Origin of the sequence: Mycobacterium sp. E3251 (genome assembly GCF_001666835.1) — a bacterium.
Classification (GTDB): domain Bacteria; phylum Actinomycetota; class Actinomycetes; order Mycobacteriales; family Mycobacteriaceae; genus Mycobacterium.
Genome location: NZ_LZJF01000060.1, coordinates 39,980 through 56,218 on the forward strand (window position 1 = coordinate 39,980; position 16,239 = coordinate 56,218).

At 67.9% G+C, this 16,239-nt stretch carries 19 protein-coding genes; 8 read left to right on the forward strand and 11 right to left on the reverse strand.

Going from position 1 to position 16,239, the window contains the following annotated elements; translation table 11 throughout:
• Positions 1 to 13: 13 nt before the first annotated feature.
• A complete protein-coding gene (locus A5697_RS08305) occupies positions 14 to 2,011 on the forward strand; it encodes a chloride channel protein (protein ID WP_067946826.1) in 1,998 nt (665 codons plus the stop codon).
• Here the strand turns inward: A5697_RS08305 and dps are convergent.
• Positions 2,008 to 2,580 (reverse strand): DNA starvation/stationary phase protection protein Dps, encoded by a 573-nt coding sequence (gene dps, locus A5697_RS08310; protein WP_255395171.1) that lies wholly within the window; start codon positions 2,578 to 2,580, stop codon positions 2,008 to 2,010. The genes A5697_RS08305 and dps overlap by 4 nt on opposite strands.
• A 64-nt stretch (positions 2,581 to 2,644) precedes the next feature.
• Positions 2,645 to 3,556: a DNA-3-methyladenine glycosylase gene (locus tag A5697_RS08315; protein WP_067946830.1), complete on the reverse strand. Its 912-nt coding sequence runs from the start codon at positions 3,554 to 3,556 to the stop codon at positions 2,645 to 2,647.
• Positions 3,557 to 3,607: 51 nt separating this feature from the next.
• On the opposite strand from A5697_RS08315, the gene A5697_RS08320 reads away from it, so the two are divergent.
• Positions 3,608 to 4,006 carry a nuclear transport factor 2 family protein gene (locus A5697_RS08320; RefSeq protein WP_067946832.1) on the forward strand — a complete coding sequence of 133 codons (399 nt, stop codon included), beginning with the start codon at positions 3,608 to 3,610 and terminating at the stop codon, positions 4,004 to 4,006.
• On the opposite strand, the gene A5697_RS08325 is transcribed toward A5697_RS08320, so the two are convergent.
• Genes A5697_RS08325 through A5697_RS08340 form a run of 4 tightly spaced genes read right to left on the reverse strand, consistent with a single transcriptional unit; the run spans position 4,003 to position 6,807 of the window.
• Positions 4,003 to 4,383 (reverse strand): DUF427 domain-containing protein, encoded by a 381-nt coding sequence (locus A5697_RS08325; RefSeq protein ID WP_068009631.1) that lies wholly within the window; start codon positions 4,381 to 4,383, stop codon positions 4,003 to 4,005. The two genes, A5697_RS08320 and A5697_RS08325, sit on opposite strands and share 4 nt — an antisense overlap.
• A 59-nt stretch (positions 4,384 to 4,442) precedes the next feature.
• Entirely contained in the window at positions 4,443 to 5,258 is an 816-nt protein-coding gene (locus A5697_RS08330) for a class I SAM-dependent methyltransferase (protein ID WP_068009675.1), read from the reverse strand.
• Positions 5,259 to 5,278: 20 nt separating this feature from the next.
• Positions 5,279 to 6,304 (reverse strand): NAD-dependent epimerase/dehydratase family protein, encoded by a 1,026-nt coding sequence (locus A5697_RS08335; protein WP_068009632.1) that lies wholly within the window; start codon positions 6,302 to 6,304, stop codon positions 5,279 to 5,281.
• Positions 6,301 to 6,807 carry a nuclear transport factor 2 family protein gene (locus A5697_RS08340; RefSeq protein WP_067946960.1) on the reverse strand — a complete coding sequence of 169 codons (507 nt, stop codon included), beginning with the start codon at positions 6,805 to 6,807 and terminating at the stop codon, positions 6,301 to 6,303. The genes A5697_RS08335 and A5697_RS08340 overlap by 4 nt, the downstream gene beginning before the upstream one ends.
• Before the next feature lie 72 nt (positions 6,808 to 6,879).
• Between A5697_RS08340 and msrA the strand changes: the two genes are divergently transcribed.
• On the forward strand, positions 6,880 to 7,392 hold the full coding sequence (gene msrA / locus A5697_RS08345) for a peptide-methionine (S)-S-oxide reductase MsrA (RefSeq protein WP_067946839.1): 513 nt from the start codon (positions 6,880 to 6,882) through the stop codon (positions 7,390 to 7,392).
• 11 nt (positions 7,393 to 7,403) lie between these two features.
• Here msrA and A5697_RS08350 read toward each other — a convergent pair whose 3' ends face one another.
• Positions 7,404 to 8,729 (reverse strand): cytochrome P450, encoded by a 1,326-nt coding sequence (locus tag A5697_RS08350; RefSeq protein WP_068009634.1) that lies wholly within the window; start codon positions 8,727 to 8,729, stop codon positions 7,404 to 7,406.
• A 128-nt stretch (positions 8,730 to 8,857) separates the two neighbouring features.
• On the opposite strand from A5697_RS08350, the gene A5697_RS08355 reads away from it, so the two are divergent.
• The 3 genes from A5697_RS08355 to A5697_RS08365 are packed head-to-tail and all read left to right on the forward strand — an operon-like array spanning position 8,858 to position 10,768.
• A complete protein-coding gene (locus A5697_RS08355) occupies positions 8,858 to 9,469 on the forward strand; it encodes a TetR/AcrR family transcriptional regulator (RefSeq protein ID WP_067946843.1) in 612 nt (203 codons plus the stop codon).
• 39 nt (positions 9,470 to 9,508) lie between these two features.
• A complete protein-coding gene (locus A5697_RS08360; RefSeq protein ID WP_007167199.1) occupies positions 9,509 to 9,721 on the forward strand; it encodes a molybdopterin-binding protein in 213 nt (70 codons plus the stop codon).
• 3 nt (positions 9,722 to 9,724) lie between these two features.
• On the forward strand, positions 9,725 to 10,768 hold the full coding sequence (locus A5697_RS08365) for a zinc-binding dehydrogenase (RefSeq protein ID WP_067946845.1): 1,044 nt from the start codon (positions 9,725 to 9,727) through the stop codon (positions 10,766 to 10,768).
• Between the two features lie 11 nt (positions 10,769 to 10,779).
• Here the strand turns inward: A5697_RS08365 and A5697_RS08370 are convergent, their stop codons facing one another.
• Together A5697_RS08370 and A5697_RS08375 are read right to left on the reverse strand one after the other, a co-directional pair.
• Complete coding sequence (locus A5697_RS08370; protein WP_068009638.1) at positions 10,780 to 11,670, reverse strand: alpha/beta fold hydrolase; 891 nt, start codon at positions 11,668 to 11,670, stop codon at positions 10,780 to 10,782.
• Positions 11,671 to 11,699: 29 nt separating this feature from the next.
• Positions 11,700 to 12,935 (reverse strand): sulfotransferase, encoded by a 1,236-nt coding sequence (locus A5697_RS08375; RefSeq protein WP_068009640.1) that lies wholly within the window; start codon positions 12,933 to 12,935, stop codon positions 11,700 to 11,702.
• Between the two features lie 28 nt (positions 12,936 to 12,963).
• On the opposite strand from A5697_RS08375, the gene A5697_RS08380 reads away from it, so the two are divergent.
• The gene (locus tag A5697_RS08380; protein WP_068009641.1) at positions 12,964 to 13,539 is read left to right on the forward strand and encodes a TetR/AcrR family transcriptional regulator; all 576 of its coding nucleotides are present in this window, start codon (positions 12,964 to 12,966) and stop codon (positions 13,537 to 13,539) included.
• Positions 13,536 to 14,648: a DUF1214 domain-containing protein gene (locus tag A5697_RS08385; RefSeq protein WP_067946853.1), complete on the forward strand. Its 1,113-nt coding sequence runs from the start codon at positions 13,536 to 13,538 to the stop codon at positions 14,646 to 14,648. Before A5697_RS08380 ends, A5697_RS08385 begins: the two co-directional genes overlap by 4 nt.
• On the opposite strand, the gene A5697_RS08390 is transcribed toward A5697_RS08385, so the two are convergent.
• Complete coding sequence (locus A5697_RS08390; protein ID WP_067946856.1) at positions 14,645 to 15,685, reverse strand: LLM class flavin-dependent oxidoreductase; 1,041 nt, start codon at positions 15,683 to 15,685, stop codon at positions 14,645 to 14,647. The two genes, A5697_RS08385 and A5697_RS08390, sit on opposite strands and share 4 nt — an antisense overlap.
• Positions 15,685 to 16,209 carry an SRPBCC family protein gene (locus A5697_RS08395; protein ID WP_197500958.1) on the reverse strand — a complete coding sequence of 175 codons (525 nt, stop codon included), beginning with the start codon at positions 16,207 to 16,209 and terminating at the stop codon, positions 15,685 to 15,687. The genes A5697_RS08390 and A5697_RS08395 overlap by 1 nt, the downstream gene beginning before the upstream one ends.
• Positions 16,210 to 16,239 lie beyond the last annotated feature (30 nt).

Genomic DNA, 16,239 nt, shown 5'->3' on the forward strand with positions numbered 1-16,239 from the left:
GAAGGATGCGTGGATGGGGCAAAAAGTGGCGGCCACGGGTACGGTTCGGCCGATCCGGCCCGTGTCCAGAGCCGTGGGCCAGTTCGCCGGTTGGCTGCGCGCGAACCGGCTCGGGCTGTTCTGTGTGGCGATCGTCGTCGGGCTCGGCGCCGGCCTCGGCGCGGTGGCGTTCCGCTACCTGATCTACGGCTTCACCTGGTTGGCGACCGGACACGACGAATTCGGCCAGGACGGTTGGGTGGGCAGCGACCATTTACCCTGGCTGGGAATTGGCTTCTTCGTGATCATCCCGGTCATCGGCGGACTGCTCTACGGGCCGCTGATCTCGCGGTTCGCCCGGGAGGCTCGCGGCCACGGCGTCCCGGAAGTCATGATCGCGGTGGCGGAGAACGGCGGCCGCATCCGTCCGCAGGTGACCGTCGTGAAGGCGCTGGCCTCCGCCCTGTGCATCGGTACGGGCGGATCGGTCGGCCGTGAGGGACCCATCGTGCAGATTGGCGCGGCGCTCGCCTCCGGTTTCGGCCAGTGGGTGCGGATGCCGGAAAACCGGCTGCGGGTCCTGGTGGCCTGTGGCGCGGCGGGCGGCATCTCGGCCACCTTCAACGCCCCGATCACCGGGGTGTTCTTCGCCGTCGAGCTGATCCTGCGCGAACTGTCCGTCGAGGCGATCTTCACGATCATGCTGTCGTCGATGGTCGCCGACGTGGTTGCCCGTGTGTTCTTCGGCTCGGCGCCCTTCCTCACCCAGTTGCCCGCAGGCATCGAGCTGAATCACATAGCCAACTACGTGCTGGTGGCGCTTCTCGCGGCGATCGCCGGGCTGATCGGGATCCTCTTCAAGAATGTCCTGTACAAGACCGAAGACCTTTGCGACCGAGTGTGGGGTGGCCGCCCGGATTGGGCACGGCCGGCGGTCGGGGGGATCGTGCTCGGCCTGCTGCTGCTCGCGGTGCCGCAGCTCTACGGTGTCGGCTACCCGGTGATGTACGCCGCCTTCGCAGGCCACTACGCGCTGTGGCTCTTGGTGGTCCTCGCCGCCGGCAAGATGCTGGCCTGCAGCCTGACCATCGGGATCGGCGGCTCGGGCGGGGTGTTCGCTCCCTCGCTGTTCGTCGGGGCCACTTCCGGCATGGCCTTCGGCCTGTTCGTGCAGCACACCATCGGGACGGCCGTCGGGCACCCCGCCCTGTACGCCATCGTCGGCATGGGCGCCGTGTTCGCCTCCGCGGCGCGCGCCCCGCTCACCGCGCTGGCGAGCACGGTCGAAATGACCGGCGATTTCAGCCTTACCCTGCCGGTCATGTTGGCCGTGGCGGTCGGCACCACCGTGTCACGGGGGGTTTCCTACGGCACCATCTACACGACGAAGCTGCTGCGCCGGGGCATCGACATCGACCGCCCCACTCCCACCCATGCGTTCGCCGACCTCACCGCGGCCGACGCCATGCACCCGTTCGCCGTCCCACTGGACCTGACCCGGCCCGTCGGCAGCGCCGGTCCGGACTTGACGGCCTTGCTCGGCCCCGTCACGCGCATGCGCGAACCGCAGGCACTATTCGCCAACGACAGCCTCGCCCAAGCCCTGCGCCAGCTCGTGCTTTACGGGCGCGACGGATTGCCCGTCATCGACACCGAGGCCCGGTCTGTCCAGGGGTGGCTGACCAATCAAAATGTGCTGCGTGCGGTCGCGACCCACTTCACCGACGTCCAGCCGGACGTCGCCGCAACTAACCCGGCTGCGGATTGGGTCGAGCCGCGACCCGCCGAACACGACCCGCACAGTGAGCTTGACGGGTATTGCATCGTCGAATACACCCTGGCCGGCGACTCGACTGCCGTCGGCCGGATTCTCGGCGATCTCGACTGGCCGGACGGTCATTTCCCCGTCTCGGTGCTGCACAATCGGCGACTCATCGACGCCGACGCCACCTTAAAGCTGAGCGCTGGCGACCGCGTAAACGTTCTTGCACCCAAAAACGGTGCGCAGCAATCGGATTCGGAAGACCGTTAGGTGCTGCGCGCGCTGCTGGCGGCGTCCTGCTCGGTGGTCGAGCCCTCGTGGGTCAACTGACCACCCGCGCTCTCCAGGTGCGCTCGGACGAACCACTGGAACTTCTCCAGGTTCCCGGCCTGATCGATCAACAGATCCTGGGTGACCGGGTCGAGCTCCTCGGTCTCCTCGATGTACTTGCGGATGTCCTCGATGACGCCGGTGTAGACGAGATCCAGTGCGGCCAGATGCGCCTGGACGGTGTCGCGTCCGACGGAATAGTCGTCCCAGGTGCGGTCTTTGATGATCGCCCCGGGCGTGCCCTGCGGTGACCCGCCCAGGGCCGCGATGCGCTCGGCGACATCGTCGGCGAAACCGCGGACCGCCTCGACCTGCGGGTCGATCATCTCATGCACGCCAATAAAGTTGGGCCCCACCACATTCCAGTGCACATGCTTGAGCGTCAGGTGAAGGTCGTTGTAGGTGCTCAGTTGCTTTTGCAGCAGTTCGGTCAGCCGCGCTCCCTGTTTGTCGGTGAGCCCCGGGATGGTGAACTGTGTCATCGATTGCCTCCGTTTCGCACACGTCACTTCTCGGGTTGGTTACCCGGAGGCGGTTGCTGAAAACCCGGGCCCGGCGAGGCGATGACCACGTTTAGAGCTCGGCGATGTGCTGCACCGGTAGCCGGGCACCCCGCCGCGGTTCGTACGCCAGCCCGCTGGCCTCGAGCAACCGGACCACCCGGTGGCGGTGCGGCCGCATCGGCTCGAGCAGCTCGAGCATGCCCGCGTCGTCGACCGGGCGGCCCGCCAGCGTCCAGCCGATCATCTTCGGGATGTGATAGTCGCCGACCGAAAGTGCGTCCGCGTCACCGAACGCCCGTTGCGCGGTCTCGGCGGCGGTCCACTCGCCCACCCCCGGCAACGACATCATCGCCGCGCGCGCCTGCGCGGGCGGACGGGACGCCAACCGTTCCAGCGAGGCGGCCCGTCGCGCACACGTCACCACGGTCCGCGCACGCCCCGGGTCGACGTTGGCTCGGTGGAATTCCCACGACGGGATGTGCCGCCACTCGTCGGCCGACGGCGGCACCCGCATCCGCGCCGGCGCGGGCCCCGGCGCCGGTGACCCGTACTTGGACACCAGCAGGCGCCACGACCGAAACGCATCGGCGCCGGGCACCCGCTGCTCGATGATCGCCGGGATGAGCGCCTCCAGCACGAGCCCCGTACGGCCGAGGCGCAGATGCGGTACCCGCCGGTGCGCGGCGGCGACGATCGGGTCCCGGGGGACGAAATCGGAAGCGTCGTCCTCGTGGCCGAGCAGCGCGGGCAGCCGTTCGACGAACTCCGGTGCGCCGCTGCCCCACGCCACGCAGTGCGCGGCGTTGGCGGCCACGCGGCTGATGCGCGCGGCGACGGGCCCGGTCGGCAACAGGCTGGTCCGCCAGATCGTGCCGTCACCGGAAGACTGGAAACACGGATCCCCCAGACCACGGCGAAGCGGCGCCAACGTGTGCCCGAAGCTGACCGCCCCGGGGAACGTGACGGTGCGCGTGCTCTCCACCGACCAACTCTCCGATTGACCGTTAACGATGTGCCAAGTCAATATTGCGATGTGATGACGCCGTTCGATGACCCGCAGGGCGAACTGGCCTGGATGTTCCTCCAGAGTACGAGCGACGGGGGCGACCTCGACGAGGGCTTCTCACTGCTCAGCGACGACTTCAGCTACTGGTCGCTCGTCACCCGGGCCTCGTGCGACAAGGAAGGTTTCCGCCAAGTTGTCGAGCGACGCAAAAAGGATCTCGAGCTGACCATCGACCTGGTGCGCTGTGTGAACGAGGGGGAAACCGTGGTGGTCGAGGCGAACGCCAGCGGCACCACCACCGCCGGCGTCGAATATGACAGCCCGTTCGTCTGCATATTCGACACCCGCGACGGCTTGATCGTCTCGATGCGGCTGTACAGCGACACCCGGGCCCACGAGGCCGCGCTGCCCGGGTGGATTTGCTAGGACGCCGACACGCTGATTTCGGCCTTGTTCGGGTAGAACGCGACATGCCCGGCGATGGCCGCGACCGCCGGATAGGGCTGCTCGTAGGTCCAGATCACGTCCTCCATGGTTTCGCCGGCCGAGGTGGTCACGCTGTAATAGCTGGCCTCGCCCTTGAAGGGGCAATACGTGCTGGTGTCCGTGCGGGTCAGCCGGTCTTGCACCACGTCGCTCATCGGAATGTATTGCACCGCAGGCAAAGTCGCTTCGCACAGTTCCAGCGCGGCCGTCGTGTCGGCGACCACCTCGCCGTTGACGCGGACCTGGACCCGCCCCTTCGTCGGCTCGATGGTGATCGGGTGGCCGGCACTGGGTTCTTTGATTTCGGGATGGCTCATGGTCTCCTCCTAGACGCCGATAAGGGTTTCAACACGAGCCGGCGCCCGACACTTCCCGATCAGGGCGGCCCGAATGCGTAGCGGTGATACTGGGACATATTGGCCATGGCCGGAATCAGCGACATGGCCCTGCCCATCACGTGGTAGGCGCGCGGAAGCCGCTCGTAGGTGTCGGATTCAAACCATCGCACCCAGGCAAGCAGTCGCGTGCCGGGCACCGCCGCGAGTATCTCGTCCGGGCCATCGATGGCCCAGCTCAACTTCGATCCGGACCGGCGCACCACCGCGTTCATCCACTGAGACTTGATACCCACTCGGTTGAACACGTCGAATTGCAGCTCGCCGCGGTCAAAGCGATCAACGACCCGCCGCAGCAGCGCGATGCCGTCCTGTTCGCACAGGTACATGGTCAGGCCTTCGGCGATCATCAGCGCGGGCCGGCTATCGGGTATCTCCGCCAGCCAGGCGGGATCGGTTATCGGCGCAGCGACGACGTGGCAGTGCTCGGTGGCCGGATAGAGCCGCGCGCGCAGTTCGGCGACGTCGGGGTAGTCGATGTCGTACCACTCTACCCCCGGGCCCGGCTGGAGCCTGAAGTATCGGCCGTCCAGTCCGCAACCCATATGCAGCACAACGGCGCTCGGATGCGCGTCAAGGAATTGGCGAGCCCAGATGTCGAAGTGCGCGGTGCGGGTCGTCACCGAGGCTGAATTGCGTGCGGTGATCGCGGTCTTCGTCCAGTCGTACTCGATCCGCTCGGCGACCTCTTTGGCATAGCGGTCGCCCAGAATCGGGTTCGGCAGGTCTGCGTCCAGGGCCTTGGCGTAGAGCGTCGCCAGCATTGTTTGCGGCGGCCCCTCGAGATCGACGTGTATGCGGTCCATGGGCCCGGCGCCTATTCGGGCTGTGCGGCCGGGCTGGCCTTTCGCGGACTGCGCATGGCGGCCCAGAACCGGGCCGCCTCGCGGATCGACTCCTCGACCGGGCGCGGCTGCCAACCCAGTTCGCGTTTGGCCTTGCCGCTGTCCACGTTGGCCTCGGCGCGCATCATGCGCACCGACGCGAGGCTGAGTTCGGAGTCCTTGCCGGTGAGCCGGGCCTTCAGGCTGCCGAGCGCGGAGAGGGCGTAAAGCATCGGGACCGATATCGAGCGTTGCGGCGCCGGCACCCCGGCCTCGTCGGCCGCGATGCGGACGACGTCGTTCAACGCGATCATCCGCTCGGAGACCAGGTATCGCTCACCGATGCGGCCGCGCTCGGCGGCCAGGATCATGGCCCGGGCGGCATCGTCGACGCCGACGACTTCCAACTGGATGCCGTTCATCAGGAAGGGCAGCTTGCCGAAGACGGCGCCGGCGATGAAGGCACCATGCGGCGTGCCGCCCCAGTCGCCACTGCCGTAGGTCGTGGACACGCACATCGCGATGGCGGGCAACCCCGCCTCGGCCACGTACCGCATGACCAGGTCTTCGGCCTGCACCCGCGACTGCACGTAGGGGGTCTGTCCCCGCGGGCTGATCACGTCGTCTTCGGTCGCCACGTGCCCGTGTCGCCGGCCCACCGTCGCGTAGGTGCTCGTGAAGATGAACCTGCGCAGGTCGGGTTGGCTGACGGCGACGTCGAGAACGTTACGCAGGCCTTCGACGTTGGTGCGAAACAGCGGCGCGGGGTCCCGCAGCCAGGCCCGGGTGTCGACGACGCAGTAGTAGACGTCGTCCACACCGTCCATCGCCTCCCGCAATGTGGCGTCATCGAAAACGTCGCCGTGGAAGCGGGTGAGCTCGAGGTCGTCGATGGAGCGGGTGTTGGCATTCGGGCGCACCATCGCCCGGACCGGGACACCGTCGGCCACGAGTTGACGGGTGACGTGCGAACCCAAAAATCCGTTGGCGCCGATGACGAGTTTGGGTTTGGTGCTCACTGAGGTCCTCCGTATTGCTGCATCCACCTCTCGGCGTCTTCGTCAAGCGTGCCCAGCGCCTTGGCCTTGTGACACCACTTCATCCCGGCCTTCAGGAAACGCAGCGGGTTGTAGATGTCTTCTTCACGGCTCCACTGGCCGTCACCGGCGTACGTGATGATCGTGATGTTGGTGGCGCTGATGACACTGCCGTCGCCCGGGTCGCGCATCGGGTTGTCCAGTTCGAGGATGACCCGCCCGGTGGGCTCGTCGATCACCGACCACAGCGTGGGGAACGCGATCATGTGGCTGCCAGGGAACGTCGTCATCGTCTGCTTGATCCACTCGCGGACCTCGTCGCGTCCGCGCATCGTGCCCGCCGCGTGCTCGACGTACTCGACGTCGGGCGTGTACTGCTCGACCCAGGCGTCCCAGTCCCGCGTCTCGGCGGCCCGGGCCACCGTCTCCTCGAACTTCTCGAAGGCGGCGGCCAGTTCGCTGCGGGAGAACGAACGGGTAGTCACTTCGCGGCACCGTTGCAGCTCATCGGCGGAGTGTAGCCTGGGCGGCATCGTGGCCCGTGAGGAGGACGAGCAATGGCAACCGAAAAAGCGATCCTTGCCGGCGGCTGTTTCTGGGGGATGCAAGAACTGATCCGCAAGCAGCCGGGCGTGGTTTCGACGCGGGTCGGTTACACCGGCGGCGACGTCCCGAACGCGACCTATCGCAATCACGGCACGCACGCCGAGGCCATCGAGATCGTTTACGACCCGGCGGTCACCGACTATCGCACCATGCTGGAGTTCTTCTTCCAGATCCACGATCCGACAACGAAAGACCGCCAGGGCAACGATCGCGGGCCCAGTTACCGGTCGGCCATCTTCTACCTCGATGAGGACCAGAAACGGATCGCGCTGGACACCATCGCCGACGTCGAAGCCTCCGGGTTGTGGCCGGGCAAGGTCGTGACCGAGGTCAGCCCCGCCGGGGATTTCTGGGAGGCCGAGCCCGAGCACCAGGACTACCTGCAGCACTACCCCAACGGGTACACCTGCCACTACATCCGCCCCGGATGGAAACTGCCGCGGCGGGCCACCGCGGACCAGTAGATCGCTCCGGCTCAGCGGCGGTGCACCACGACCCGGCCGCCGTCTTTGGGCGTGTAGGCGACGCCCCGGCCGTGCCACCGCTCCCCCGGGGCCGTCGTGGTCTCAAGGGTGAAGTGACGCAACACCGTTCGCAGCACGACGTCCATCTCCATGTTGGCGAACGCCGCCCCCACGCAGCGACGGGTGCCGCCGCCGAACGGGATCCACGCGAAGGCCGACGGCTTGGTCCCGACGTACCGTTGCGGGTCGAAGCGCTCCGGATTCGGGAACACGTCGGGATTTTCGTGAATCTGCGCGATGCTCACCAGGATTGATTCGCCGCGGGGAATGACCCACTCCCCGAGTTGATAACGCGGCGGATAGACGCGCCGGGCCGCGAAATCGATGACGGTCCGCGCCCGCTGGACCTCCAGGATGGTCGCCTGTCGCAGCTCCTGGCCGCCATTGTCGGCCTCCTCGACCAGGGCGGCCAGCACCTCCGGATGCCGCGTCAGCCGTTCGAAAGCCCAGCCCAGCGTCGAGGCGGTCGTTTCGTGGCCGGCGGCCAGCAGCGTTAGCAGTTCGTCGCCGATGTCCTTGCGCGACATGGCGGAACCGTCGTCGTAGGTGCTGCGCAGCATCAGTGCGAGCACGTCGGAGCGCTCGTCGAAGTTGGGGTCGGCCCGCTCGATTGCGATCAGCCTGTCGATGATGGTGTCGTACTGGCGGCGCCACTCGTCGAGCCGCCCCCACGGGGTGAAGCGCCCGTAATTGCGTTGCGGTTTCGGCATCGTCGCCATCCGCGAGCCCAGCGTGACCCACGGCGGGATGAGCCTGCGCAGCTCGTCGAGTTCGGCACCCTCCGCCCCGAAGACGGCGCGCAGGATGGCGTTGAGCGTGATGCGCATCATCGACGGCAGCGTCGGAAAGGCCTCGCCCTCCGGCCAGCCGGCGGTCTCGCGCAAGGTCTCTTCCTCGATGATCGCCTCGTACTTCTTCATGCTCTTGCCGTGGAACGGCGGCGCCAGCAACCGCCGCCGCCGGCGGTGGCCCTCCCCGTCGAGCGCGAACACCGAGCCGGAGCCGAACAGCCGGCTCAGGTTGGGCTGGATGTTGCCGAGCTCGTCGGGGCTGGTGGTGAAGATCTGCTTGGCCAGCTGCGGGTCGGCCACCACCACGACCGGACCGTAGATGGGGAGATTCAGCGTGAAGACGTCGCCGTGCTTGCGGGCCAGCCGCTGGATCATCCCGCGCCGCGACACCGCAAAACCCAACCCCTGCAACATCTTTGGCAGCCGGGTCGCTGGGGGTAACCGGACGGGCATGGTTGCCGGTGGGGCGGTGGCGGCTTCACTCATGACGGACTTCTCCCCATTTCTCCCCCGAGCCCGGGGTGGTACCGCGGTGTACCAAACCTTTCGGGGATACGGTACTCTGTGGTACCACAGCCTGACAAGGGTGCCGTACCTACCGAAAGGCGCCGCCCGTGACCTCAGCGACGACAGCAACGGCTGACGAAGCGGTCCTCGGTGACCCTTTCCGGCTCAGACTGCTCGACGGCCTCGCCAGCTCGATCGCCGAGCGCGGCTACCGCGCCAGCACCGTCGCCGACGTCGTTCGTCACGCCCGGACGTCCAAGCGCACCTTCTACGACCAGTTCGCGAGCAAGGAGGAGTGCTTCCTCGAGCTGCTGGGGTCCGACAACGAAAAGCTCGGTGCGTGCATCGCGGCGGCGGTCGACCCCGAGGCCGATTGGCATCAGCAGATCCGTCAGGCCGTCGAGGCCTACGTCGGCTACATCGAATCCCGGCCGGCCATCACGCTGAGCTGGATCCGGGAGCTTCCGTCGCTCGGTGCCGCCGCGCGCCCGGTGCAGCGCCGCGGGCTGCAGCTGCTGTCCAGCCTGCTGATCGACCTCAGCGCCAGCCCGGGGTTCCAGCGGGCCGAGCTGCCCCCGCTGACCGCCCCGCTGGCCGTCATCCTGCTGGGCGGTTTGCGCGAACTCACCGCCCTCGCCGTCGAAGACGGAAAGCCGGTGCGGGAAATCGTCGAGCCGGCTGTCGACGCCTCCATAGCCCTGCTCGGCCCGCGACACTAGGCTCATCGCATACCCCTCAACCAGACGGAGGACCTCGCGATGCGGCTGTCGACCCGGAATCAGCTCAAAGGGACCATCACCGAAGTCGATCTCGGGAGCGTGATGGCGATCGTGAAGGTGAAGCTCGACGGCGGCGACCAGGTCGTCACCTCCTCCGTCACCAAGGACGCCGCGACCGACCTCGGTCTCAAGGTCGGGCAGCCCGCAACCGTGTTCATCAAGTCCACGGAAGTCACCATCGGCGTCGACTGACCCATGGCGACGACGATGCGCGCCGAGCGCTTCTATGCGGACACCAAAACGGTTGCGCTCGAAGATGTTCCAATACCGGAGCCCGGTCCAGGAGAGGTCCTGGTCAAGGTCGCCTTCTGCGGCATCTGCCATTCCGACCTGAGCCTCATCAACGGCACCTTCCCGGCGCAGCGACCCGTGGTGACCCAGGGCCACGAAGCGTCGGGCACCATCGCGAAGCTGGGCCCGGAGGTGACCGGCTGGGCCGAGGGTGACCGTGTCGTGGTTGCCGCAGGCCGGCCCTGCCAGAAATGCGCGAACTGCCGGCGCGGTGATGTGGTGAATTGCCTGCGGATCCAGTTGATGGCTTTCGCTTACGACGGGGCATGGGCCGACTACACCCTGGCTCAGGCGGCTGGCCTGACCCGGGTACCGGACAACGTGCCGCTGGAGCAGGCGGCGATCCTGGCCGACGCGGTGTCCACGCCGTTCGGTGCGGTCGTGCGGACCGGGAAGGTGGCGGTCGGTGAGTCGGTCGGCGTGTGGGGCGTCGGCGGCCTCGGCACCCACATCGTCCAGCTGGCGCGGCTGGTCGGTGCCGTGCCGATCATCGCCGTCGACGTCAACCCCGCGGTTCTGGAGCGCGCCCTGGCCGTGGGCGCGGACTACGCGTTCGACTCCCGCGACGACGGGCTACAGGACAAGATCGCGGGGATAACCGGCGGCCGGCTGCTGGATGTGGCCTTCGACGCCGTCGGGCTGAAGGCGACGTTCGAGCAGGGGCTTGACTGCCTCACCCCGGGCGGCCGGCTGGTGGGCGTCGGGATGAGCGCCGAGGCGCCGACCGTCGGGCCCACCTCCCTGTTCGGATTGACCCGCAAGCAGGTGCTCGGCCACCTGGGCTACCAGAACGTCGACATCGAGACCCTGGCGAAGCTGGTTTCGGCTGGGCGCCTTGACCTTTCACGGTCGATCAGCGAGATCGTCGCCCTGGAGGACGTGGCGCACGGCATCGAGATGCTCGAACGCCAGCAGGGCAACCCGATCCGCATCCTCGTCCAGCCCTGAGGCGCCGGCGCTTAACCTTCGCCGCGCAGGAAGGACCGCAGCCGGTCGAGTACGAGCTCGGGTCGCTGGTCGATGATCCAATGGCCGACGCCGTCGACCAGCTCCACCTCGAAATCGCCGATGTGGTCGGCGTATCCGTCGGTCAGGTCGGGCGTGATCACCGGATCTTGGGTGCCGGTCAGCCAGCGCACCGGCACCTCGACGCGGGCGTCGGCGTACTCGCCGCGCATCCAGCTCAGCATCTCCCCGGTCTGGAAGCTGCGATACCAACGGGAACCCGCCTCCGCGTGGCCGGGCTGGCGCATGCACTCGGCGTAGAGACGGAGGTCCTCCTCGGGCAGCGTGTAGCCGCCACCCACCCATGCCCCGAGCAGGCGGCTGGCCCTCGAATTGGCGTTGCTGATCAGCCTCGGCCCGATGACCGGCAACGAAATCGGGATCTGATACCAGAGCCGCCAGATATTCCTAACCGCGCGCAAGTCGCGCTTCACCCAGGGCGCAACGGTGTTCACGCCGAAGAAGCCGGTCACCTTCTCCGGGTGGCGCAGCATCATGATGAACGCGACCGGGCCGCCCCAGTCGTGCGCGACGAGCTTGACCGCCTTGACATTCAGGCGGTCCAGGACGGCCGCCAGATCGTCGGCCATCTCGGCCTTGGTGTAACTCGACCGGGGCGCCGAGCTCCAGCCGGCGCCGCGCAGGTCGGGGCACAGCACGCGATAGCCGTCGGCGGCCAGCGGCCCGATCAGGTTGTGCCATTCCCACCAGTTCTGGGGGAATCCGTGCACCAGCATCACCGCCGGGCCGTCGGCCGGGCCGGCGTCCGCCACGTGGATCGTCACACCGCTTCCCAGATCCACATACCTGTGTTCGACACCGTCCAGCGCGGGCATTGTGACCATGAAGTGAGAACGTAGCGGGCCGCCGCGGGTTAGGCCAGGAACCGCTCGACGTACGGCGCGAAGCGGCCGCGCAGGTCGGCCTCGTCCAGGCCGAACATCTCGCAGGAGGTCGCGACGTTCCCGAGCCGGCCGCGGCGGTGACCGGCCAGGTACTCGTCGATCGCCGTTCGGACTTCGTCGGTGAACGGCTCGCCGGCCAGGGCGTACACCCGCTCGGCGACACCGGTTTCGTCGGCCATGAAGTCGTCGAACCGGATGTCGATCGAGCGGTCTGGACCGATGGTTTCCCGGTCGCGGACCAGGGCGGTGAGCATGTCCTCGAGGCGGTCGATCCACGACGCCGCGATCCGCTCCACGGGCACCGGCGACCGGTGCATGCGCGCGGAGTAGGTGATCATCGCGATCATCGACAGCGCCACCGGCACCGGGTCGCGGTGCGTGAAAACCACGATGCCGCCCGGGAATACGCGATCGAGCACCGGCACCTGCTCGAGATGCTGGGGCGACTTGAGCAGCCAGCGCCGCCCGCCCCGCAAGAACTGCATGGTCTTGAGTTGCCGGGCGAGGTACGCGTAGTGCGGCGTCTGTTCGTGGGCCTGGTAGTACTCGCGCCAGCGCGGCACGTCGGCCAGCGTCTCGAAGAGCATGGTCGACAGATCGTTGGCGAGCAGTTGGATCTCTTCATGGACGTGCTCGGTGGTCATCTCGTGCATCAGCGGGAAGTGCGGCATCACGGTGTTGATGAGCCCGACCGCGACGTCCATCCGCGCCCGGCGGGGATCCGGCTCGACCCCGGCCTCGGCCGGCAACGGAAACGGTTCGACGCTTTCCCAGTACGGCATGGTGCGAAAGGTGGGCGGCGTCGCCAGCAGGTTGTGCAGATGGGTGGTGCCGGTGCGGGGCAGGCCGGCGATCACCACCGGCGGTTGCAGCTCGATCTCGTCGATCTCGGGATGCCGGCGCAGCAGGTCGGTCAACAGCAGCCGGTTCTTGAGCAACTGCAGCAGCTGCCCGTAGAAGTTCACCACGCCGGCCGGGTGGAGCCCGTCGATGTCGCGCAGCGCGGCCAGGTAGACGTCGAGCCGTTCGCGGTAGTCGCCCGGGCCGAAGTCGTCCAGGCCGGTGTCCGCGGCGGCCCTCGCATGCAACGCGTCGGCATCCAGGGGGCAGTCCGGCGCCAGCGTGGCCATCATGTCGAGCAGTTGTTGTGCCTCGGCGCTGAAACGGGGCGCGGCGAGGTCATCGAGGCGAACGGCGTCGGTCACGGCGACTTATGTTACTCTCAGTTTCGTAATGGTAGTGGATTTTGGCCGGCCCCGCGACCCGCGCATCGACGGCGCGGTGTTGACCGCGACGGTCGAGCTGCTCGCCGAGACCGGTTATGCGGGGCTCTTGGTCTCCGCGATCGCCGATCGCGCCGGGACCAGCAAGCCGGCGATCTACCGGCGCTGGCCCAGCAAGGCGCACTTGGTCCATGAGGCGGTGTTTCCCATCGGTGTCGCGACGGAGCTGCCCGATACCGGGTCACTGCCCGAGGACTTGCGCGAAATGGTCCGTCGCTCAATGGCTTTCCTGACGACGCCGGCCGCCAGGGCGGCCCTGCCGGGGCTGGTGGGCGAGATGGCCGCGGACCCGACCCTGCACTCGGCGCTGCTGGACCGATTCGCCGGCGTCATCGGCGGCGGCGTGACCGAGTTGCTGGAGCGGGCCGCGGGCCGCGGCGAGGTCCGGCCCGACGTGACCGCCACCGAACTCACCGACGCCATCGCCGGCATCACCCTGATGGGCTTGCTCACCCGCGTCGGCGAACTCGGAGACGCCTGGGTCGATCGCACAACCACGTTGCTCCTGAAGGGAATCCGCGCATGACGCACGAAACGACGGCCGCCTGGCAGGAGTTGCTCGGCACGCTTGGCACCCTGGACCGCCCCTTTCTGGAGGGCGACCGGGCCGTGACCGACGACCGCCACATCGCCGACGGCTACCGCATGCTCGCCAGCACGCTCGGCGTGGCGTTCGACGCCTACCTGTTCCCCGAGCCCGGCCGGCCCCAGTTCGTCGCGGTGAACACACCGTTCCGGCGCGACCGCCGCTGGGGTGGCGACAACACCGACGCCTACTACTTCATGTGCCCGGTCGACCCGCAGCGCCGATACCGTATCAGTGGCAATCGCGGTGACAGCGTGTACTTTTCGGTGACCGCCTACAACGAGCCGGCACCGGGCGCGTGGTCCGACCGGGTGGTCGCGATCGTCCGTGACAGCGATCTCGACGTGGGCGCCGACGGCAACTTCGCCTTCGAACTCGGCCCTACCCCCGACGCCGCGGTGCTGATGACCCGCGACTACCAGGCCGATCCGCTGACCGGGCGTCCCGTCACCTGGCGCATCGAGGCGCTCGACGATCCGGAGCCGATCCGCCACGGCGACGCCGAGACCGCCGCGAGCCTGCGGGCGGTCGCGACCTGGTTGCGCACCATGTTCGCCATCGTGCCGCTGGCCGTAGGGACGCGTGTCGACGACGAGCACGCGCTCGGGCACGAAACCGCCCATGCCGCAAACGAATTCGCCGATCCCTATCAGGTGCCCGACGCAAACTTCGGTTGGTCAGCGCGCGACGCGTGCTATTCCTACGGCAGCTTCGTGCTCGACGCCGACGAGGCGCTGGTGATAACCCACCGGCCGCCGGCGTGCCGATTCTGGAACATGGTGGTCTGGAACCAGTTCATGGCCACCTTCGGCGCCTCCGAGGGCCCGGATGCCCGCTGCTCGGTCAACGGCCACAGCGCCGCCCTCAACAGCGACGGCTCCGTGACGATCGTCTTGTCCCGCGATCGAACCGGCCACCCGAATTCGCTGACCACGCTGGGCTATCCGCGCGGCAACCTTGCCTTCCGGTGGTTCCTGGCGGACAGCGTGCCGGAGCGGCCGGAGGTGAAGCTCGTCAGGGCATCCGAGGCCCCGACAGACGTGTCCTAGACCTCGGCAACCAACTCGACGGCCCGGCCGAGCGTGCGAAGCTTCGCGTCCAGCGTGTCGCCGGCCGGGTACAGCCGCACGGTGTTCACACCGGCGTCGCGCCACACCGCGAGCCGCGCGCGGACCATCTCCTCGGTGCCGATCAGCGTGGTGGCCAAAACCATGTCGTCGGTCACCAATGCGGCCGCGCCCGCGCGGTCGCCCCGCTGCCAGCGCTCGCGCACCTCGGCGGCGATGCCGGCCCAGCCTTGCCGGCTGTAGGCCTGGTTGTAGTAGTTGGTGCTCGACGATCCCATCCCGCCCAGGCTGAACGCGAGCTCCTTTTTGCGGCCGGCCACCATCGCGCGCAGTTCGTCTTCGTCCGAGGCGAAGGCGACCTCGGCGCCCTGGCAGATGTCGACGTCGGCCCGTGTGCGGCCGGCCGCGGCCAGACCCTCGTCAAGATGCGAGAAGTAGGCGGCGCCGGCGCCCTCCGGGACGAAGCTGGTCCCCAGCCACCCGTCGGCGACCCGGCCCGTCAACCGCAGCATGGCCGGTGACAGCGCGGCCAGGTAGATCGGAATGGGATGCTCGGGCCGGGTCGACAACCGCATCGGCACCCCTTCGCCGCCGGGGAGCGGAATCTGAAAGTGCTTGCCCGAGTACGAGAGTTTCTCTCCGGTGAACACCTGCCGGACGATGTCGACGGTCTCGGAGATGCGGGCCAGGGGCCGGCTGAACGAGACGCCGTGCAAGCCTTCGATCACCTGCGGGCCGGACGCGCCCAGCCCGAGCAGGAAACGCCCGCCCGACAAGTTCGACAGCGTGATGGCGGTTTGAGCGACCATGACGGGCGAGCGAACGCCGACCTGCAGGATGCCTGACCCGAGCAGAATTCGTTCGGTCCGCGCCGCGAGGTAGCCCAGGGCCGAGGGTGCGTCGGAGCCCCAGGCCTCGGCCACCCAGCACACATCGAGGCCCAGCTTCTCCGCCTCGACGACGAAGGCCACGGTTTCACGGCCGGCGCTCGACAACTCGACCGTGGTGGCGGTGCGCATCAGCGCACCCCGTGCTCGGCCAGTCTCTTGATGGCCGCGAGCGTCTTGCCGATCGCGCCTTCGAACTCGCGCATCCGCACGAACACGATCTTCTGTTCCTTGTCGGGCATCGATTCGATCGCCACCGACAGCCCCGAACGTCCCGGACCCATCTGCATCCAGTAGCTCAGCGCCGTGCCGCCATCGCGGGACTTCAGCCGAAACCGCCACATCGCCGCGGGGTTGTCGGGTTCCCCGACGGCCCAGGCGAATTCGCGCGGCTCGTCACACGCGACGATTTGCGAGGTGGTGGTCCATCGCCCGAACGCGTCGTGCTCGTTGTGTCCGATGAAGCGGGCGCCCACCCGCGGGCCGTCGGCACCCTCGGCCCACTCCACCGCCTGCAGCTCGTTGCTGAGCGTCGGCATGAGCTTGATATCGGAGACCAGGCTCCACACCCGGGATGGGTCGGCGTCGATCCACGTCGATGCCTCCACCGTCGGTTTGTCCGCATAGCGCGCGCCGGTCCATTCCACGCAGCCCATTGTGCCCCCGCACGTGAATGCCCGGGTCAC